Source organism: Clostridium thermarum, assembly GCF_006351925.1.
Lineage (GTDB): Bacteria > Bacillota > Clostridia > Clostridiales > Clostridiaceae > Clostridium_AU > Clostridium_AU thermarum.
In genome coordinates this window covers 1,945,167-1,964,287 of sequence record NZ_CP040924.1, presented here as the reverse complement: position 1 = coordinate 1,964,287, position 19,121 = coordinate 1,945,167, and the positions used below count along the sequence as shown (strand labels likewise).

The 19,121-nt window shown below is 32.2% G+C and carries 21 protein-coding genes; 14 read left to right on the top strand and 7 right to left on the bottom strand.

Annotation, left to right across the window (positions count from 1 at the left end; all coding sequences use genetic code 11):
- The first annotated feature begins 453 nt into the window (after positions 1 to 453).
- Complete coding sequence (locus FHY60_RS08975) at positions 454 to 693, top strand: hypothetical protein (RefSeq protein ID WP_139904653.1); 240 nt, start codon at positions 454 to 456, stop codon at positions 691 to 693.
- A 58-nt stretch (positions 694 to 751) separates the two neighbouring features.
- Here the strand turns inward: FHY60_RS08975 and FHY60_RS08970 are convergent, their stop codons facing one another.
- Positions 752 to 1,303 carry a PH domain-containing protein gene (locus FHY60_RS08970; RefSeq protein WP_139904652.1) on the bottom strand — a complete coding sequence of 184 codons (552 nt, stop codon included), beginning with the start codon at positions 1,301 to 1,303 and terminating at the stop codon, positions 752 to 754.
- Between the two features lie 192 nt (positions 1,304 to 1,495).
- On the opposite strand from FHY60_RS08970, the gene FHY60_RS17870 reads away from it, so the two are divergent.
- Together FHY60_RS17870 and FHY60_RS08965 are read left to right on the top strand one after the other, a co-directional pair.
- Positions 1,496 to 1,651 carry a hypothetical protein gene (locus tag FHY60_RS17870; protein WP_180375379.1) on the top strand — a complete coding sequence of 52 codons (156 nt, stop codon included), beginning with the start codon at positions 1,496 to 1,498 and terminating at the stop codon, positions 1,649 to 1,651.
- Between the two features lie 105 nt (positions 1,652 to 1,756).
- Positions 1,757 to 2,998: an EAL domain-containing protein gene (locus tag FHY60_RS08965; protein WP_139904651.1), complete on the top strand. Its 1,242-nt coding sequence runs from the start codon at positions 1,757 to 1,759 to the stop codon at positions 2,996 to 2,998.
- A gap of 245 nt (positions 2,999 to 3,243) precedes the next feature.
- Here FHY60_RS08965 and FHY60_RS08960 read toward each other — a convergent pair whose 3' ends face one another.
- Positions 3,244 to 3,564 carry a 2'-5' RNA ligase family protein gene (locus tag FHY60_RS08960; protein ID WP_180375378.1) on the bottom strand — a complete coding sequence of 107 codons (321 nt, stop codon included), beginning with the start codon at positions 3,562 to 3,564 and terminating at the stop codon, positions 3,244 to 3,246.
- A 129-nt stretch (positions 3,565 to 3,693) separates the two neighbouring features.
- On the opposite strand from FHY60_RS08960, the gene FHY60_RS17865 reads away from it, so the two are divergent.
- Positions 3,694 to 3,858 carry a hypothetical protein gene (locus tag FHY60_RS17865; protein ID WP_163215904.1) on the top strand — a complete coding sequence of 55 codons (165 nt, stop codon included), beginning with the start codon at positions 3,694 to 3,696 and terminating at the stop codon, positions 3,856 to 3,858.
- A gap of 19 nt (positions 3,859 to 3,877) precedes the next feature.
- Positions 3,878 to 4,012, top strand: a complete 135-nt coding sequence (locus FHY60_RS18480) for a hypothetical protein (protein WP_279230373.1) — start codon at positions 3,878 to 3,880, stop codon at positions 4,010 to 4,012.
- A 34-nt stretch (positions 4,013 to 4,046) separates the two neighbouring features.
- Here FHY60_RS18480 and FHY60_RS08955 read toward each other — a convergent pair whose 3' ends face one another.
- Complete coding sequence (locus FHY60_RS08955) at positions 4,047 to 5,360, bottom strand: hypothetical protein (RefSeq protein ID WP_139904649.1); 1,314 nt, start codon at positions 5,358 to 5,360, stop codon at positions 4,047 to 4,049.
- 301 nt (positions 5,361 to 5,661) lie between these two features.
- On the opposite strand from FHY60_RS08955, the gene argS reads away from it, so the two are divergent.
- The 6 genes from argS (at position 5,662) to FHY60_RS08925 (ending at position 11,478) form a co-directional block, all read left to right on the top strand.
- Positions 5,662 to 7,353, top strand: a complete 1,692-nt coding sequence (argS, locus tag FHY60_RS08950; protein ID WP_139904648.1) for an arginine--tRNA ligase — start codon at positions 5,662 to 5,664, stop codon at positions 7,351 to 7,353.
- Positions 7,354 to 7,478: 125 nt separating this feature from the next.
- Positions 7,479 to 8,204: an HAD-IB family hydrolase gene (locus tag FHY60_RS08945; protein ID WP_139904647.1), complete on the top strand. Its 726-nt coding sequence runs from the start codon at positions 7,479 to 7,481 to the stop codon at positions 8,202 to 8,204.
- A gap of 14 nt (positions 8,205 to 8,218) precedes the next feature.
- Entirely contained in the window at positions 8,219 to 8,884 is a 666-nt protein-coding gene (locus tag FHY60_RS08940) for a ribonuclease H-like domain-containing protein (protein ID WP_243122121.1), read from the top strand.
- A 213-nt stretch (positions 8,885 to 9,097) separates the two neighbouring features.
- The gene (locus tag FHY60_RS08935) at positions 9,098 to 9,985 is read left to right on the top strand and encodes a transporter substrate-binding domain-containing protein (protein ID WP_139904646.1); all 888 of its coding nucleotides are present in this window, start codon (positions 9,098 to 9,100) and stop codon (positions 9,983 to 9,985) included.
- 70 nt (positions 9,986 to 10,055) lie between these two features.
- Positions 10,056 to 10,763, top strand: a complete 708-nt coding sequence (locus FHY60_RS08930; RefSeq protein WP_341472528.1) for an amino acid ABC transporter permease — start codon at positions 10,056 to 10,058, stop codon at positions 10,761 to 10,763.
- The gene (locus tag FHY60_RS08925) at positions 10,756 to 11,478 is read left to right on the top strand and encodes an amino acid ABC transporter ATP-binding protein (protein ID WP_139904645.1); all 723 of its coding nucleotides are present in this window, start codon (positions 10,756 to 10,758) and stop codon (positions 11,476 to 11,478) included. The genes FHY60_RS08930 and FHY60_RS08925 overlap by 8 nt, the downstream gene beginning before the upstream one ends.
- Before the next feature lie 21 nt (positions 11,479 to 11,499).
- On the opposite strand, the gene FHY60_RS08920 is transcribed toward FHY60_RS08925, so the two are convergent.
- On the bottom strand, positions 11,500 to 12,387 hold the full coding sequence (locus FHY60_RS08920; protein ID WP_139904644.1) for a ComEC/Rec2 family competence protein: 888 nt from the start codon (positions 12,385 to 12,387) through the stop codon (positions 11,500 to 11,502).
- 93 nt (positions 12,388 to 12,480) lie between these two features.
- On the opposite strand from FHY60_RS08920, the gene FHY60_RS08915 reads away from it, so the two are divergent.
- Entirely contained in the window at positions 12,481 to 13,176 is a 696-nt protein-coding gene (locus FHY60_RS08915) for a lysophospholipid acyltransferase family protein (RefSeq protein ID WP_139904643.1), read from the top strand.
- Between the two features lie 44 nt (positions 13,177 to 13,220).
- Here the strand turns inward: FHY60_RS08915 and FHY60_RS08910 are convergent, their stop codons facing one another.
- Positions 13,221 to 13,430, bottom strand: a complete 210-nt coding sequence (locus tag FHY60_RS08910; protein WP_139904642.1) for a DUF378 domain-containing protein — start codon at positions 13,428 to 13,430, stop codon at positions 13,221 to 13,223.
- A 234-nt stretch (positions 13,431 to 13,664) separates the two neighbouring features.
- Between FHY60_RS08910 and FHY60_RS08905 the strand changes: the two genes are divergently transcribed.
- Positions 13,665 to 14,936: a helix-turn-helix domain-containing protein gene (locus tag FHY60_RS08905; RefSeq protein WP_139904641.1), complete on the top strand. Its 1,272-nt coding sequence runs from the start codon at positions 13,665 to 13,667 to the stop codon at positions 14,934 to 14,936.
- Between the two features lie 82 nt (positions 14,937 to 15,018).
- On the opposite strand, the gene FHY60_RS08900 is transcribed toward FHY60_RS08905, so the two are convergent.
- Positions 15,019 to 15,486 (bottom strand): Lrp/AsnC ligand binding domain-containing protein, encoded by a 468-nt coding sequence (locus FHY60_RS08900; RefSeq protein WP_139904640.1) that lies wholly within the window; start codon positions 15,484 to 15,486, stop codon positions 15,019 to 15,021.
- 266 nt (positions 15,487 to 15,752) lie between these two features.
- Here FHY60_RS08900 and FHY60_RS08895 point away from each other — a divergent pair, with 266 nt between their 5' ends.
- Positions 15,753 to 16,067, top strand: a complete 315-nt coding sequence (locus FHY60_RS08895) for a hypothetical protein (protein ID WP_139904639.1) — start codon at positions 15,753 to 15,755, stop codon at positions 16,065 to 16,067.
- Positions 16,068 to 16,093: 26 nt separating this feature from the next.
- On the opposite strand, the gene FHY60_RS08890 is transcribed toward FHY60_RS08895, so the two are convergent.
- Positions 16,094 to 19,042, bottom strand: a complete 2,949-nt coding sequence (locus FHY60_RS08890) for a vitamin B12-dependent ribonucleotide reductase (RefSeq protein ID WP_139904638.1) — start codon at positions 19,040 to 19,042, stop codon at positions 16,094 to 16,096.
- Positions 19,043 to 19,121 lie beyond the last annotated feature (79 nt).

Genomic DNA, 19,121 nt, shown 5'->3' with positions numbered 1-19,121 from the left:
AGTAAACAGAAAATATTGTTAAAATTAAAACTATAGACAAATTTTCTTTAAGCCTTGAATTAATTTGTCATGTAAATAATGTATTGGATTATAATTTAATACATATGCAAGTCAGCAACTAGGTTTAGAAACTGTAAAATCTATATAAATCACCAGTTCATGAACTTGAAATTCATTTAGCTTTATCTTGTTTGGCTTAATAATATAACTTTACAACTATGAAAAATGTTTATTTTATCTCAATCATATGAATTATGCTTCTAACAAAATTACATTTTTCTTTCATATTTTAGTTAAATCGATAAAAAGTTAGAATAAAAATTAACAATTTCCATTACTGAAAAGTATTAATAAAAGTTTCATTTTAAGGTACCATATTAGCCCTTATTGAATAGTATATACTAGACCACAGAAAAAAGTAAGATACTTAAGTTAAAAAGGAGGTAAATATATATGAGCAGACGTCATCATAAAAAGGACTGTTGCGAACCATGCTGTGACCCATGTTGCGAACCATGCTGGGAGCCATGCTGTAAACCAATCTGTAATCCATGTCCTCAACCATTCTGCGGAGGATTCTTCGGAAATGCCGGTTTCGGTAGTGGATGTGGCACCGGATACGGAGGCTGGATTTGGATATTAATATTAATTGCACTAGCATTTTGTTTCTGCAAGCCAAAGAATTTATATTAAAAAGTGCCTTAGGGCACTTTTTTTATATAAAAAGCTGCCTATAATAGACAGCTTTCTCTTATAATAATCTGTTTTTTTGTGCAAAAGGTTTAGCTACACATGGTATCTCAATATGTCTCAATTGTGAATCTACAGTATTTACTGCAATATATTCAACATAAAGAGTACCGGTATTGAATATCCTCTGGAACAGTCCTTGTTCAATATTTACATTGATTATTTCGTTGAACTTGTTTTCATCTATAGTTCTATTCATAGGATAAGAATATGCCTTATCAACAACTTTACCACTGTTAAAATCAAATGTGGTAATCCTAAGCAGGTGGTAAAATAGGCCCAAGGTTTTAACAATACTTGAAATAATGACTAATACTATAATAATTATGATTAAATATATCAGTGCCAATATACTAACTGCTGTGATGTCTTCAAATTTTAAAAGATAATTAAAAAAGGAAGTATCAATATTGTGCTCAATTACTATATTATTTTTATAGCTTTTGCTAAAGAAAAAAATTATTATACACAGTAGAATTGTAAGCACATTTTTTACAAGATCACCTGTGATGCCTCTAAAAGAACCTTTTATTATAACTTTTCCATTTTCCATAAATAAATCTCTCCTTTTAGCTTGTCTATTTTTATTAATCCTATTCTACCAATCCATATGTAAATTAACTTGTACTACACTATAATAACATATGAATAATTTAACTGGCAATTTAAAAATGATTTTTAGAATAATAAACATTAAATTTGCCAAAATAATTATATAAATCTTAGTAGGTAATGGAGGGTTAGTATGCATAAAAGAATAAAGGAACATGAAGAAGCTATGGAAGATGCAAAACATATGTTGGATAAAGGCATTGGAATGGGTGAGATAAAAGAAAATACCGGTCTAACAGAAAAAGACATAAAAAAAGCAAAACATAAAATGAAGAGAAAATGGGAATGATCAGAGGGGATATTCCTCTCTTTTTTTTATGAATAATTTTATTGATTTATATATTTATTATAATTTATAGTATATTTATAAATATGTTTTGGATGGTGACAACCTATGGACAATATTGATATTAACACTTATAACAAAATATTAAATGCAAAATCCATAGATGTGGTATTTCAACCAATAGTATCTATTATAAGAAAGTCAATTATTGGTTTAGAAGGACTGAGTAGGGGACAAGACCCCCTAGGAAATATCATTATGCCCTTAGATTTATTTAAAATTGCCTCTCATCAGAATCAGAGGACAGCTTTAGATAGGCTGTGCAGAGATAGAGTAATGGATTGTTTTACTCAAATAGAACAAAAAAATAAAGACTTACTTTTATTTCTCAATATTGATGGTTCTGCTATAACTGAGGATGTTGTTGGTTCAGGCTTTATGCTTAATTTGGCCAGCAAATATAATTTAAAACCTGAAAATATTGTGCTAGAAATCGTTGAATACGATACCCTTGATATTAATTCCATAAGCAAATTTGTAAATAATCAAAGGAATTATGGCTTTCTTATTGCATTAGATGATGTGGGCTCCGGTCATTCAAACCTAGATAGAATAGCTATTATAAAGCCAGATATAATTAAAATCGATAGATCTATTGTACAAAATATTCATATTGACTATTATAAGCAGGAGGTCTTCAAATCACTGGTAAGCTTGTCAAAAACTCTAGGCTCACTTGTTGTAGCGGAGGGCATCGAATTGGAAGCAGAAGCTATGAAGGCCATTGAGTTGGGCTCGGACATGTTACAAGGCTATTATTTTGCCCAGCCCCAGAAGTTAGATGCCACACTTTTAAAAAGCTTTAAAACACCGATTCGAAAGCTTGCAAATCAATATTCACGCTATCTGGCAGAAAAGATTAACATTCAAAAAAAGAGGTATAAGGAGTATAGTGATATAATTAAGTTAGTGTTGGAAGATATTTCATCTGTAGATGAAAAGAAATTTAACTTCAAGTTAATTGAATTAATTGATAAATACGATATTTTTGAATGTCTTTACGTATTGGATCCCACTGGTATACAAGTAACAGATACAGTAACTCCTTTTGTCAGTGCTACAAGACATAAGGGTTTGATGTTTCATCCTGCCAAAAAGGGGGAAGATCATTCCTTAAAAAAATATTATTATTTCTTAAAGAATATGAAACTCTCAAAATATCTAACTGAACCTTATATATCATTAGCAACAGGAAACCTTTGTATAACCATGGCCTGCGTATTTAAAAATATAGACGACAAAAAATTCATACTTTGTGTAGACTTAAATCCGGACTATTTAAATATATAAATGCTATATATTGGCGAGGATAATTTTTTAAAACCTGCATATAATAATAGCACAGGATGATTTTAGCCAGAATAATAATCAAAATTTTAGTGTTTATTTAAAGCCTAGTACTTTATAAAGCTAAATATTGAATTGCTCTATTAAATCAATGTGAAAAGCATGCTTTCGTTAATTGAAAATTGATAGAGTTTCTGGCTAAAACCGCCTTTAAGGGAGAGGTAGTAGTATTTATTACTATCTCTCTTTTACTTATCATTCAGTGGATAACACTTATGTAGAATCCACTTGTCCTTATCCCATCTCATTATAGTGATATTGTCAAAGAAACATTGAAACTTAAAAGGATGCTTGATTAGGAAAGGCCAAATTTCTTCAAACTTACCATTTGGAAGTTTGGATACAATAGTACAATGAAATGCCGGTACGCCCTTTTCATTATGCTTCCAGGAAAGCCAAGATATACTACTCAGCTTTAGAAGAAAATCCCTGCAAGTTTCAATCATTTCCTTGCTTGGTTTAATGTTCATATAGACAACTCTGTCAGCAAAGTGACCATAATCCTCCATAATAAAAGGGGATTTTCTTCATCTTTATCCTCCTTTCTTTTAATTAATGTTTCACATTTTTAACATAATTATTTAAGGATAAAAAATTACCCTCTGGGGCATTTCTATTAATAGAGGGAGGTATTATTTATGGGAAAAAATAAGAATAAAATAGATAAAAAAAGCAGTGTAATAGCTGCTAAGGATTTTGACAGTTTAAATTCCACAACAGGATATAAAGACACCGGTAATGATGCTCAGGTTCATGCAAAAGCAAGAGCAATAAGAAACAATGAAAATGGTTCACATCATTAATCCACAAGGAGTTGATGAAATGAGAGTGTATAATAGCAAAAAACATAAAAAGTCCGGAAAACACGATGGCATTAAACCTGCAGATGAAAAACATATAGGTTCCCCAAAAACTCCACCCAGATTTGAAAATCATAAAGGACAGCCAACTGAATAATTAAATTTTTAGGGGCAAAAGCCCCTTTTCTTTTTCAAAGTAATAAATCTAATATATCCGTGACCTTTAAATTTTTTAATTTTCTTATTTTTGTACACTTGCTATTTAATATTGAGTTGAATTTTTTCATATAGGAAACAGGGTAGGGATAAAATTGCTGTATATTTTCAACAAACTCCTTACGAAATAACTTAGAATTACGGCTTGCAGCAAATAGTACCATTAATATGCAGTTTCGCTTTAGGGCCTGCTTTATATTTTGTATGTAGTGTTTATTTTCATTAGGAATCAGATCTACAAGGTAAGATATAAAGTTTACGAGTCTTGTTACATTGTCGTCCAAGTATTGTTTATCCATGGAATGCGTAAAAATGGTGATATTACCTTCCTTTTCGTCTGCTTTTATGTCTTGCAAATCATCTAAAAGCTGCAGTGCAATTCCCAAGCCAAAAGAAAAAATAATTTCCGGCAAATTTAATTCTCCTCTAATTAGGTAGGCATCTGTTAAAACGGAAAGGCCTCCTTTACTAAAAGAAATCTCTATGACCTTGTCTAAATCTAAAGAACTTTGGTTAGTTTGTTGTCTTAAACTTTGTGTTTGTAAGAGATGTATATACTGCAAACTTTTATACAAAACATAGTAATCTTTTCTGGAGTAAGTATCTTCTATAAATGTTACTAGTTTAAAAACCTGCTCTTCGTATGGGCTAAGGGGCAAAACCAACTCCCCGACAAGGCGGCGTTTTAACCTGCTAGAAAACAGGTGTTTTTCCTCCAGACTAAGATGTGAAGTATCCAGTAAGTTGTCAGTATAGGGATATAGCATGCTATACCCAAATACAGGCTCTGTCATCTCGATATCTATGTTGAAGGTTGCTTGTAAAAGATTCATAGTCCATGCATTCCTGAGGGCCTGAAAAATATCATTGAAGTTGAACCTTTCATCATACTTAATAGAATTATTTATAAAGTCTTTAGTAGCTATTATTAAATCATTAGGATAATCTTTACTTATGTTCAAATTTAGAAATTCGTTTGAGTTAATGAAACTTGTGGTCAGGCTTTTTATTTCATTTTTTACAGCACTATTACAAGAATCATTATCTAAGCTATGAAGGAGCTTCACTAACTTATCTAAAAAGTATTGTGTCTGAAGTCTATTTTCCTCCTTTGTCTTCTTATCGTAATGATTAAAAAAACTTATATGGAGCTTAGTGCTACTTTGATACCATATTTCCTTAAAGTATAAAAAAAGAGCTTTGTTCAATCTAGCAAAATAGTCTTCAAAGTGATTTGTCCGTAAGTTTTCATAGATATATAAAAAATCCTTTTCTAACGTTTTACTCATGGTCTTACAAGTACTCCTTTATTAATCTCAAATACTTCAGCAATATCTCAAAGAACTCAATCAGTAATACCAAAACGTCTTAAAGTTAAGGGTATTCTGTATTTGAGATATAATATCTAATCCTATCTTATTTTATAAGGTAAAATTATGCAAGGGCAAATTGACAATTACTGATTGACAATATATAATGATTTCAAATTTTTAAATTCATTTATTTCTATTTGATTTATAGAAGCATTTATGCCCGCCTTTCCCGCACCAAGAGTATTATTTATTTTATGTGTTAAGGGGGAATGTTGCTATGGATTATAAAAAGTTAATAAGTGAAGGAATTTCTCTTCATACATCTATAGTTTCAACAGCTTTAGAGCCATTAATTGAAATTCCTCCAAGGTCTGAGATGGGTGATTTCTCCTTTCCTTGTTTCCACATATCTAAACTTTTAAAAAAAAATCCATGCTCTATAGCCAATGAGTTAAAGACCAAGTTAAAGCTCCAGGCCTTTAATAAGATAGATGCAGTTGGACCTTATCTGAATTTCTATATTGATACAGTTTTGTTTATTAAAAATACCATTGAGAAAGTTCTTAGTGAAAGGGACTCTTATGGTTCATCTATGCTTGGAAATGGTAGAACAGTAGTTGTTGATTTTTCTTTCCCAAGCCTTGCCGAACCCTTCAAAGTAAATCATTTATTAGCAGCACTTATTGGAAATTCACTTACTAAAATATGTAGCTTTGCAGGCTATAATTGTGTAACCAAAAGCTCATTTGATGATATTAGCAATGCATTTGGGAAACTAATGGTAGCCTACAAAAGAGGATGGATTGATGAAAAAGTACTTTTTACAAAACTAAGCTGTGAATTACAAAGAGCATATATTAAATTTCATGACGAAGTTGAAATGCATCCGAATTTAATGGAGAAAGCCAAGGAGCATTATATAAGACTTGAGGAAGGACAAGAACCTGAACTAAGCCTATTTAATAAACTCAAAACCTTGAGTTTATTAGAATATTCCAAAATTTACGAAATGTTAAATCTAAAGATTGATTCATTGGATAAAAGAGACTTAGATTCTAACAATTTAAAAGAAGTGATAAAAAAATTAGCTGACAAAAATCTATTAAATGAAATTGCCTACGCAAAAGTTGTATTGCTGAAGGAGTATAATCTTCCCCCCTGTGTAATTAAGAGATCAGATGGGGCAATAGCTTCAACCTTAAGAGATTTGGCCGAAATAAGTTTCAGGGAAAAGTTATATGATTTTCATAGAAATATCTATGTATCAGACAACTCTAAAGCCCTATATTATAATCAGTTATTTACAACTTTAAGACTTTTGAATTCTCCCTCATGTGACAGCTGTGTTCATGTTGGTTTTGGCAGCGTAAAGTTTTTAGATAAAGAACTATCTGTTAAAAAGGAAGATCCGGACTTCATTGAGTATATTTTAAAGCAGGCTGTAGAAGATATTTTTGATAAGATCAAAGAATATGAATTCCCAAATAAGGCAGAAACAGCAAAAAAAATGGGAATCGGCGCAGTTATCTTTGCCCACTTATATAACAATAGAGAAAAGGATATTGCTATAAGTTGGAAAGAGCTGCTTAGTTTTGAAGGAGACACCGGCCCATTTGTTCAATGTACCTATTTTAGAGGCCGTACTATATCAAAAAATGCATATTATATCTCATGCTCAGAAGATTATAAGAGATTAATAACAGCGGAAGAATTGGACCTTGTTAAGTTACTTAATTATTTCCCGGAGATGATAGTTGAAAGCTTAAATAATTTAGATCCCTCAGTGGTTGCTGGATATGTACTTAAGCTGGCAAGAAAACTTGACTATTTTTTGAATCTTTATAATGTTGTTGAGCTTAAGGATGAACAGTTAAAAATAGCAAGGTTTAAACTGGTAGAGGCTGCTTGCCAAGTGTTAGAAAATGGTCTACACCTACTGGGAATAGAAATCTTTGAAAAAATTAAGTAGAAGCTGGCGAAATACCAGCTTTTTGTTATAGATTAAAGAAGCCTGTCATTTAATAATATTTAGTATTAAATTAATTAATCTTACACTATAATAGTATAAAAGCATTTTACAAGGAGGTTGCTAGGATGACTTGTGCAGCATTTTTTGACATTGATGGTACTTTGTACAGGGAAGGCTTAATTGCTGAGATATTTAAAAAGTTGGTTAAATATGAAATTATAGTACCAGAAAAGTGGTATAATGAAGTTAGGCCAATATATCAAAAGTGGGATAAACGACAGGGAAACTATGATAATTACTTACTTAAAATGGCAGAAATTTATATTGACGCCGTTAAAGGTCTTCATAAATCGCAAATTGATTTTATAGCACGTAAGGTTGTAGAACAAAAGGGGGATAGAGTATACACCTTTACCAGGGATAGAATTGTTTGGCATAAGCAGCAAGGTCACAAGGTTATTACCATATCCGGAAGTCCAATTGAGCTGGTTCGTGAAATGTCTCTGAAGCATGGATTTGATGATTATTGTGGCGCAGTATATTTGATGAATGAAGAGAACATATACACAGGTGAAGTTATACCTATGTGGGATAGTCTTAGTAAAAGTAAAGCAATAGATTATTTTGTTACAAAATATAATCTGGACTTAAATCAATGCTATGCGTACGGAGATACGGCAGGAGACTTTTCAATGTTCAAGAAAGTAAACTATCCTATATGTGTCAATCCCACAAGAGAGCTATTAAAGAAGGTGTTAGATGACCCTGATATATGTGAAAAGGCTCAAGTAGTTGTGGAAAGAAAGGATGTTGTCTATAATTTAACATCTAAGGATATACATATATTTTAGAAAAGAGTGATAAAGTGATTATAAGAGAGAATATAATAAAAGTACCGGTTTTAGATAAGGCCTTCATGTTCAGTCAAGAGGGTTTGGATGATCTATTAAGCCATGCACTGTTCTTTGATTTAGAGCATTACGTCTATAAAAGGCCAATATGTATCGGTGTATTTGGCTGTTGCTATTACAATAAATCTGACAGTGCTCTTAAGGTTACCCAGTATATGATAGAAAAAAAAGCTGACGCAAGTATTATAGTTAAAATGGCAAAAAACTATTTTGAAAAGGCATTACAAGAAAATAAAACTAATATTGTTACCTTTTCAGGAAACAACGACTTTACAGTAATAAATTACTTATTGAATAAGTACAGAGTAAAGTTGGATTTTGATAGATTTAAAAAGATAGATATACAGAATCTTTTCAAAAAATATACGGGTGTTTGCACCGGCCTCAAAATTATTGAAAAACAGTTCAATATAACTAGGGAGAACATGAGCATCAGTGGTACCAATCTGGCAAAAACCTTCAGTAAAATAATGAAGGATGACACCTATATTAACAGAATGCCAAAGGAAAAAATAGAAAAAATTCTGCTATATAACCAACAGGACGTTGTGAGTCTTTATGAAATATTGGCAAACTGGAATAAATACATCAATACAGAAAACAGAGAAGAAACATGTTAAATATTTCCAAGGAAATGTTTAACATGTTTCTTTTAAATGCACAATTTTCTGAATTCGTGCGCATAAATATTCATTCATGAATGCATATACATAAACGTATAGCAAAAATTATAAGATTTTATACAGTTTTTCAAAAGAATTTTATAAACCTGGTTGCATACTTATTAATTTGGTTGTATAATATTTCGCATAAGGGGAAAAGGAGTGTTAAAAATGAAGAAAATTTTTACTAAAAGTTTAATAATAACTTTAGCAATTTCAACTATTGTACTAGTTGGCGGATGTACTAAAAAGTCTACTGGAAATGAATCAGATACAAGCAATAAAACAGCTACTGAATCTACAGAAAACAATAAGGAGACTGTTAACACCAACGATAGTGAAAGTACTGAAGCAAAGACAAAACTTGTTTTGGGTACCAGTGCAGATTATCCACCATATGAATTTTTTGCTACCGTAGATGGAAAGGAAACCATTGTTGGTTTCGATATTGATATAGCAAAAGAAATTGCTAAGGATATGGGGATGGAGCTGGAGATAAAAGATATTACCTTTGAAGGTTTATTAGGGGCATTGGCCTCTGATAAGGTAGATATTGTAATTGCAGGTATGACACCTACTGAAAAAAGAAAAGAATCTGCCGACTTCTCTAAGATATATTACAATGCTACCCACGGCGTTGTAATGAAGAAAGAAGCTGCAACCCAAGTTAAATCACTAGGTGATTTAAATGGCAAAGTTATCGGAGTACAGCAAGGATCAATTCAAGCAGATATGGTACATGAAAAAGTTACCAATGCAAAGGAAATAAAAGAAGTTCCCAAAATCACAGATTTAATACTAATGCTTCAAACTGGTAAGGTAGATGCAGTAGTTATGGAAAAGCCTGTTGCAGAATCTTACTCAAAGACAAATAGCAGCATTGCTTTAACTTCTATAGAAGTTTCTGATGAAGCTGGTGGTTCAGCAGTGGCCATAAAAAAGGGAAATATAGAGTTGGTTAAGAAAGTGGATGAAACCATAGATAGATTACTTAAAGAAGGGAAGATTGATGAATTTCTCATAGAAGCAAATAAGTTAGCAGATGAGCAAAAGAAATAAATTATTATCTAACTCCTGACATAAACTAAGGTCAGGAGTTTATTATGTTAAATATATCGAGGTGAATAAAATGAGCTTTATTGTGGACTTTTTTTCTTTTATAAAAAAATATTACCCTTACTATTTAGAAGGTGCAAAGAATACAATTTTAATTGCATTATTTACAGTTATTTTAGGTACATTATTGGGTACATTGCTTGCATTGATGAGATTATCAAAAAAGAAAACCTTAAGAGCTATTGCATCATCATATATCGAATTTATCAGAGGTACACCGGTCTACGTACAAATCTTGGTAATATATTACGGACTTTCTACTATTGGAATAAGCTTTCCAGAAGTTGAGTTTTTAAATCCTATAATCGGTATGAATTTTTCTGATTTTATGTCTTGCGTAATCACACTTTCAATAAACAGTGCTGCATATGTTGCAGAAATTATTCGAGCCGGTATTCAAGCTGTTGACAAAGGGCAAATGGAAGCCGCCAGATCATTGGGTATGAAACACGGATTAGCCATGAGAGAAATCATCATTCCTCAAGCAGTAAAGAATATACTTCCTGCCTTAGGAAATGAGTTTGTAACCGTTATTAAGGAATCCTCAATTGTATCTGTTATTGGTATTGGGGACCTTATGAAAAAGGCTACCAATATATCAGGAAAGACTTATATGGTATTTTTGCCTTACTTAGTTGTAGCCATTGTGTACTTTATTATAACCTTTAGTTTATCAAAGTTAATTTCTAGATTTGAAAGGAGAATGAAGAATAGTGATTAACATTAAAGACCTCCATAAGAAATTTGGAAAACTACATGTTTTAAAGGGTGTAAATTGCCATATTAAAAAAGGAGAAGTAGTAGTTATAATTGGGCCCAGTGGCTCAGGCAAAAGTACCCTGTTAAGATGTATGAACCTTTTAGAAGAACCTACAGAAGGAGAAATTGAGTTCGAAGGTAATATAATAACAAATAAAAAAGTTAATATAGATAAACTCAGAGAAAAGATGGGAATGGTTTTTCAGCAGTTCAATCTGTTCCCTCATAAAACAGTTTTGCAAAATATAACTTTAGCACCAATAAAAGTTAAAAATATGAGTCAAGCCGATGCAGAAACAATCGCATATAAGCTTCTAAGAAAAATCGGATTAGAAGAAAAGGCTAATGCATATCCGGCGCAGCTTTCAGGTGGACAAAAGCAAAGAATTGCTATAGCCAGAGCCTTGGCCATGGAGCCGGACGTAATGTTGTTTGATGAACCAACCTCAGCTTTAGACCCGGAAATGGTTGGTGAAGTATTAAATGTAATGAAAGAACTAGCATCTGAAGGCATGACAATGGTAGTGGTAACTCATGAAATGGGTTTTGCTAGAGAAGTAGGGGATAGAGTGATATTTATGGACGACGGGAACATAGTAGAGGAAGGTTCTCCAGAAGCTATTTTTGTTAATCCCCAGAATCAAAGAACAATAGAATTTTTAAGTAAAGTACTTTAAAGTAAATTTAAATGGACCAGGTTATTTAGCCTGGTCCATTGTTGTGGTTGTTATATTGTTACCATCACTTGAAATAATTATAGTACCAAGAAGATCTGTCCTATATATGCCAACCTTTGCATTCTCCAGTTTATTTATGGTTTCTTTATGAGGATGTTTATATCTATTATTTTTACCACAAGAAATAATCGCATATTCTGGAGAAACAACACGTAAAAAATCATCAGAAGTTGATGAAGAACTGCCATGATGTCCGATCTTTATAACATCTGTATCTATATCCACCTTATCTCTTAAAAGCTGGGCTTCTACTAAATTCTCAGCATCACCCATAAATAGCATCGATATATTTTTATAAGTTAACTTAGTAACAACTGAGTAATTATTGACTTCTTCATAATTTTCTTCTATTGGGGCTAAAAAATTAAGTATAATATCCTCGCCAAGGTTTAAAGCAATATCATCCAAAGCAACATTAATCTTAAGTCCCTTACTTTTAAGAGCCTTTACCATGCTAATAAATGTATCCGTATCCTTAGTAAGTTTAGGTGCATACAAAATTCCAATATTAAAGTTTTTAATAACTTCATCCATACCGCCGATATGGTCTTCATCTGGATGTGTAGCTATGACATAATCAATATTTTCTACATTATTGCCTTTTAAATACGGCAATAGCTTATGTGAGGCACTGTTAGGTCCTGCATCTATAAGTACATTAAAACCATTCACCTGTAGCAATGTTGAGTCTCCTTGTCCTACATCTATAAAATGTACTCTAAGAATATCATTTTTTTCTATGGAATTATTTGTTTCCATATTATCATTTGTGCTATAATTGCAAGAGGTAAAAAATCTCCAAAATATTAAGACCAAAATTATAAATTTTAGGAACAATCTTCTTTTCATATACAATGCCTCCATAAGCTTATATAAAGTAAGTTTTTCTTACTATTATTGGTAATTATAAGTAATTTTATACATTGAAGGGTGGTTGTGAAAATGAGCAAAGTAATTAAGATTGCCAAGATATTTAATTTCATGGCTGTTGCCAGATTAAAACTCTTGAAAGCAAAAAATATAGATAGTAAGGAAGAAATATATTATAAAGAAGTTAAAAGATGGGCTGAGTATACCATGAAAACACTTGGTGTTAAGATACAAACCGAGGGTATAAATAATGTTCCAGTCGGAAATTGCCTCTTTGTAGCAAATCACCAGAGTTATGTTGACATCCCCCTCATTTTATCGCAGATTGATAAGCCTATAGGCTTTATAGCAAAAAAGCAATTAAAGAAAGTTCCTCTCATGAGTTTTTGGATGAAGAAAATTCACTGTGTGTTCTTAGACAGAGACAGCCTTCGAGACGCCATAGACTCCATTAATCAGGGGGTTAAAAACTTAAAAAGCCATAGTTCCATGGTGATTTTTCCAGAAGGAACAAGAAGTAGAAGTGACAAAATCGGAGAATTTAAGAAGGGGAGCATGAAGTTAGCTTTAAAAGCTTCTGTACCAATTATTCCTATTACAATTTGTGGGAGCTATAAGGCTTATGAGGAATTTAATACCGTAAAGCCTGCCAATGTCAGATTAGTTATTGGAAAACCATTATATACCGATGCCCTGAGTAAAGAGGAAAAGATTAACCTGTCAGAACATGTTAAGTCAATAATTCAAGCTAATTATGCAGAAATTTAGGACAATTTTAGAAAATAAAAACCTCCCTAGGGAGGTTTTTATTCTTATCTTGTACCAGAAGTTTCTCTATCTCTTGCAAAGAAAGATATTGCATAAAGACCAGCTATACCAACCAAGGCATAAATTATTCTGCTTAGTCCTGTCATATCTCCAAATAATGTTGCTACTAAGTCAAACTGAAAGAATCCAATTAGTCCCCAGTTGATAGCGCCAATTATAACTAATAAAAGAGCAATTGCATCTAAGGCTTTCATAATCATAACATCTCCTTTGAATAGAATTTATGTATTTATTTTTAGCAGAATACAAAAAATTATGTGGGATTTAAAAATTTATTATAGTTTTTAAATTTATATATTAATAAATTTTTAACAAATATAAGTATAAAGGGCTTTATCATAAAATTATTTTTATTTTTTCGGAATATATAGTAAAATATATTATTATAGGATGTTTTTATAGTAGCTTTTATTTGAGGGGGAATGAGAATGGATCGAATAGACAGCGGAAATATGGTAAAATTATATAGAAATTTGTTAAAAATTTCGCAAAAAGAGGCTGCCGGTACTAGGATGTCTCACAGCATGGTAAGCCTAATAGAAAGCGGTAAAATCCAATTAACCACTGTAACAGCTATGATCCTTGCAGATAATTTTAATAAGATTGCAGCTAGTAAAGGTATTGAATTAAACCTCAGTTTAAAGGATCTTTTAAGTAACGATAGTTATTATATAAAAGAAAACATCAGAAATGCCTACCATGAGGCACTAAAAGGAGATAGTTCTGCTGAAGACTTTAATGCTATTTTTGAAAAAGCAAAGGAAAATAATTGCTTTGACATAATGGGAGACATAAAACTAACCTTGGGAAGATTCTATGAACAGGAAGAGGATTTTAATGCAGCAATAAAGTGTTACAACCTGGCCAGTGAATACTATAGATTAATCGAAGACTATCCCAGTGAAATTAAAGCCTTAATCTTTCAAACAAGATGTTATAATAGAGTAAAGAGATATGATATGGCTGAAGATTGTATTGGAAGGGCAATGAATGATATATTGTCCAAACACAAGGATGATAATCTTATCTTTATGGCAAACATGGAATTCCTAGATACACTTATTCATACCAATAGAAATCCAGAGGCTCTTAAACTAATAGAAAAGTTATTAAAGAGTAAAAAACTCAACACGTCACAGAAAAAGAATTTAATAATCCTAAAATCTAATATTTACTTTGAAGAGAGGAGATTTTCATCGGTAATATCACTTCTAAAAAAGCTTTTAATGAATGATTCATCGGAGGATTACTTAATCCTACACAAACTATCTTTGGCTTATTTTGTCACTCAACAAGAAGAAGAAGGTCTTATTTATCAAGATAAATGTATACTGGCTCTTTCCTTACATGCTGATGAAGCAAATAGTAAAATTGCCATAGATTTTGCTGAAGAATTATCTAAATATGGTTTTAACAAATATTCAATTAGGTATTACGACTATGCTTTGTTAAACAGTGAAGTTTATAATCAAGAGGACTATGCCCTATGGTGTTATAAGTCCATATTTAACATCTTAAGTTCAAACTATCAGCTAAATAAGTTTGAAAATTATGCCTCTCATTTGGAGCAATTATTGGTCAATAGCAAATGTGGCAAGAATCTAACACAATATATTTTACTGCTTTCAAAATTTTATTTAAAAACCTCTCAAGTGTCTAAGTTGCAAACTTTTATAGATGTATTGGAAAATGCAATGTAAAGATAAAAAGAGTACGTCATTAAACCATAACTGTTTTGTGATATACTCTTTTTATTTATAGAAATAAAGTTTTGAAGCATTGTTAAAACTGAATATTTCTATCTATTGGTTGTGATAGGGATATCCAGGTATCAGTTCTTTGGATTCCGGTAATAACATGAACCTTATTCATCAATAAGTCTTGAAGATGTGAAATACTTTTACATATGACTTTAACAAATATTGAATACTCACCTGTGGTGTAGTGTAGTTCAACAATTTCTTTAATCTTCTTCATCTCTTCAAGAACATATGAAAATGAGGAAGATTTATCTAAGAATATCCCTACAAAGCAGCAAACATCGTACCCAAGTTTTGATGTATCCAATAATAGCTTAGTACCTTTAATAATCCCCATGTCTTCCATCTTCTTCATTCTTACATGGATTGTACCACCACTAACATGACACATTCTAGCAATTTCTAAGTACGGCGTTCTTGAATCCTTTATTAAAATCTCAAGTATTTGATAATCCAATTCATCTAGCTGTGGATTAGAAACAAAACTCATATGCTCACCTCATAACGTAATAATTTATGTTTATTTAATTATATCAGATTTTAGTGATAAATTAATAATTTTATTTAAAATATTTATTAAATTTAATATTTTGTTCTTTTTTTTAGGGTAAAAAATTATAATTTACATAAAGAATTTTATACTATAAAATATTATTGTTATGTACAATGCTGATAAAAAGGTAAAAACCTTAGATTTAGTGACACATGCTGCCGCTAATTCAGAATTCATACTCTAGTTAAAAAGGGGGGATAATTATGTTTTGGGAAATACTTTTATTAATCGTGCTTGCCCTAGTTACTTTAATTGTATATAACCTACTTAAAATATTTGTTTTAGATAAACTTAATATAAACAAATGGCTTATATTTGCACTAGGTGTTCTGCTGATTATGCTTTCTTCCTACTGCATGGGTAAAGTACCTCAAATTCTATCATTTGTTTTAATATCGATCTCTGTAATTCCATTTTTATGGTTTTTCAACGTTATCAGCACTGACAAGGTTGAAAAGAAGAAACAAATTAAAATTAAACCTAAGGCAAAACCAAATAGAGTAAAAAACAAAAGGTAAAAAAAGGTGACCAAAGGTCACCTTTTTTAGCTGCATCCGGTAGTAGTACCACAATCGAGGCACACCATACAGGTTCCATTCTTAACCATTCTTGTACTGGAGCAATTTTTACAACTTGCACTATATACCCTTTCACCTGTATCATTTTTATGAGAAACTACTTCCACGGCATGATTATGAGGTTTTACTTGACATCTTGTAAAATCATTCAATTCTATATCTATTATCTTACTGATCAAATCAGATATTGAGCTTACATGCTTGATATAAGGATGCTTCTGTACAAAACCGTAGGGTTCATATTTTTGTCCTCTCAACATTCTGGCGATATCCTTTGGAGGAACATTATATTGAAGCATAACTGATATTGATTTCGATAGAGAATTAAGCAGTCCTGTAATTATTGTTCCTTCTCTATCAGTCGTTATATATATTTCGCAAATTCTTCCTTTTTCATCTCTGTTTACAGTTGTATATATCTTTACATCATCAATTTGTGCAGGGTGTGTAGTACCGTACCTTATACCCTGAGGCTTGTTTCTCTTAGTATAACCGCTGTTTTGCTGCATTTCTTTTGCATACTTTAAAAGAGCATCATAAGTCAAATTCTCAAGATTTACTTCCTTACCTTCCTCTAAAGATGTATTTAGAGGTTGGCTTGCTTTTGAAGAATCCCTGTAAAGGGTGATACCCTTTATTCCTAACTTCCAGGAAGTTAAGGTAACAACTTCAAAGTCTTTTATTGTAGCGTCCTTTGGTAGATTTACTGTTTTTGAAACAGCACCTGAAATAACCGGCGTTAAAGCTGCTACCATTTTTACATGACCCTCCGGTGCAATATATCTTTTGCCGGTTCCGCACTTATTTGCTGTATCGAAGATTGGTAAGTGTTCAGGTTTAAGGTGTGGCGCACCTTCTAGTTTACCATCTATTATTTTGTCATATTCTACGTTACCTGCTTTTACCTTTTCACTTCTTAGTACATAATTTAAAATATCCTCAATTTCTTCTTTACTGTACCCCAAATTCTTTAAGCTTAATTCTATTACTGGATTAATTACAGTCATAAATCCGCCGCCAACAAGCTTTTTATAAACTATGTGGCTGAAAAAGGGCTCAATGGAAGTTGCTCCGCAATCCATTGCAAAGGAAATTGTACCAGTAGGGGCTATTACTGAAACCTGTGCATTTCTATACCCAAACTCTTTTCCGTTTTCTAAAGCCTTTATCCACGTATTTTTTACAACGTCACTTAAATTCTCAAGTTTACACTTGTTTAATATTTCATGATTGATTTCCACTGGTTTATAGTTTAACCCCTCATATTCACCGTCTAGTGCTCCTGACACCCTGCAGTGGTTCCTTATAACCCTTAGCATATGCTCTTTATTTAATTCAAACTTTTCGAAAGGACCAACTTTTTTTGCCATTAGAGCTGATACAGAGTAGGATTGCGCAGTTAACAATGACGTTAAGCCTGCTGCTACATTCCTAGCTTCATCTGAATCATAGGGTAAACCCATTACCATTAAAAGAGAAGCCAAGTTAGATATACCTAAGCCGGTAGTTCTAAACAAATAAGTCTTTCTAGCAATATCCTCAGTAGGAAATTGACCAAAATGTATGGATGCTTCTAATATAAGCTGTACCAGTGATATAGTATGCATATATCCTTCAATATCGAAGGCCTTTGTATCATTGTCGTAAAACCTATATATATTTATAGAAGCTAAATTACAGGAGGTATCGTCTAAAAAAGCATATTCACCACATGGATTTGTGGAATTAATTCTATTATAAGGGGCGTTATAAACACCATCTTCTCCATTTGGACAAGTGTGCCATGCATTAAAAGTATCGTTAAACTGAGGGGCAGGGTCTGCGCACTCCCAAGCAGCCTTATTAAACATTTCCCACAGGTCTTTAACCTTAGCCTCTCTGTCTACGGAGGAGTCTTTTCTTCCCTTTAGCTTTATTGTAACCTCCGGATTCTTGTCAAGATTAGCAACTTTCATCATAAATTCATCGCTAAGTCTTAGTGAGTTGTTGCTGTTCTGACCGGAAACTGTCTGATAGGCTTCGCCATCCATGTCTGTGTCATAACCCATCTTGGCCAAAGCACGTACCTTCATTTCCTCCTTTGACTTCCAAGTAATAAATTCCTCTATTTCAGGGTGATCTATGTCTAAACATACCATTTTTGCAGCTCTTCTGGTTGTTCCACCGGATTTTATTGCACCTGCATTTCTATCTAATCCCTTTAAAAAGCTCATGAGGCCTGATGAAACACCGCCACCGGATAGCTTTTCGCCAACGGCTCTGATTGTGGAGAAGTTGGTGCCGGTACCGGAGCCTCCTTTAAACAGCTTAGTCTCAGTAACATATTGCTCTGTAATAGAATGGGGTCCTAGCAGCTTATCTTCAATGGATAATATAAAACAAGCAGAAGCTTGTGTTCTGCTGTAAGCATCTTTAGACTTTACAACTTTTCTCTTTATAGGGTCAAAATAATATGTATCATTTGATTCACCAGTGATTCCATAGGCTAAATTCAAACCGGTGTTAAACCATTGAGGAGAGTTAGGTGCATACAATTGGCTTAATAATGCATAGACCATTTCATCGTAGAATATTGCCTCTTCCTCATCGTTTTCTATCAATCCTTCATCCTTTAGAGCTGTACTCCAAAACTTAACCATTCTATGAGCAACCATTCTCATGCTGTTTTCATAGCCTACTTCATTTGGTACTCCAGCTTTTCTAAAATACTTAGAGGCTATTATATCACAGGCATTTTGTGAGTAGTGTTCCGGGAACTCAAGGTTTTTCATATCTACCAGCACTTTACCGCTTTTATAATCCTTTAAAATGACATCGACCCTTTTCCATTTAAATAAATCATATACAGTTTTAGTTTTATTTTTTTCTAATTCTTTAGTATAATATCTAGTAAGTAAGTTTTTAATACTTTCCATTGTACACCTCCAAAAACAACTCAATATATTGTGTCAACATGCACACTCAATACAATATATTGTGTGCACAATAAATATT

Coding starts and splice junctions, on each gene's coding strand:
- FHY60_RS08975 (WP_139904653.1), top strand. CDS start 454: ATGAGCAGACGTCATCATAAAAAGGACTGTTGCGAACCATGCTGTGAC.
- FHY60_RS08970 (WP_139904652.1), bottom strand. CDS start 1,303: ATGGAAAATGGAAAAGTTATAATAAAAGGTTCTTTTAGAGGCATCACA.
- FHY60_RS17870 (WP_180375379.1), top strand. CDS start 1,496: ATGCATAAAAGAATAAAGGAACATGAAGAAGCTATGGAAGATGCAAAA.
- FHY60_RS08965 (WP_139904651.1), top strand. CDS start 1,757: ATGGACAATATTGATATTAACACTTATAACAAAATATTAAATGCAAAA.
- FHY60_RS08960 (WP_180375378.1), bottom strand. CDS start 3,564: ATGGAGGATTATGGTCACTTTGCTGACAGAGTTGTCTATATGAACATT.
- FHY60_RS17865 (WP_163215904.1), top strand. CDS start 3,694: ATGGGAAAAAATAAGAATAAAATAGATAAAAAAAGCAGTGTAATAGCT.
- FHY60_RS18480 (WP_279230373.1), top strand. CDS start 3,878: ATGAGAGTGTATAATAGCAAAAAACATAAAAAGTCCGGAAAACACGAT.
- FHY60_RS08955 (WP_139904649.1), bottom strand. CDS start 5,360: ATGAGTAAAACGTTAGAAAAGGATTTTTTATATATCTATGAAAACTTA.
- argS (WP_139904648.1), top strand. CDS start 5,662: ATGGATTATAAAAAGTTAATAAGTGAAGGAATTTCTCTTCATACATCT.
- FHY60_RS08945 (WP_139904647.1), top strand. CDS start 7,479: ATGACTTGTGCAGCATTTTTTGACATTGATGGTACTTTGTACAGGGAA.
- FHY60_RS08935 (WP_139904646.1), top strand. CDS start 9,098: ATGAAGAAAATTTTTACTAAAAGTTTAATAATAACTTTAGCAATTTCA.
- FHY60_RS08930 (WP_341472528.1), top strand. CDS start 10,056: ATGAGCTTTATTGTGGACTTTTTTTCTTTTATAAAAAAATATTACCCT.
- FHY60_RS08920 (WP_139904644.1), bottom strand. CDS start 12,387: ATGAAAAGAAGATTGTTCCTAAAATTTATAATTTTGGTCTTAATATTT.
- FHY60_RS08915 (WP_139904643.1), top strand. CDS start 12,481: ATGAGCAAAGTAATTAAGATTGCCAAGATATTTAATTTCATGGCTGTT.
- FHY60_RS08910 (WP_139904642.1), bottom strand. CDS start 13,430: ATGAAAGCCTTAGATGCAATTGCTCTTTTATTAGTTATAATTGGCGCT.
- FHY60_RS08905 (WP_139904641.1), top strand. CDS start 13,665: ATGGATCGAATAGACAGCGGAAATATGGTAAAATTATATAGAAATTTG.
- FHY60_RS08900 (WP_139904640.1), bottom strand. CDS start 15,486: ATGAGTTTTGTTTCTAATCCACAGCTAGATGAATTGGATTATCAAATA.
- FHY60_RS08895 (WP_139904639.1), top strand. CDS start 15,753: ATGTTTTGGGAAATACTTTTATTAATCGTGCTTGCCCTAGTTACTTTA.
- FHY60_RS08890 (WP_139904638.1), bottom strand. CDS start 19,042: ATGGAAAGTATTAAAAACTTACTTACTAGATATTATACTAAAGAATTA.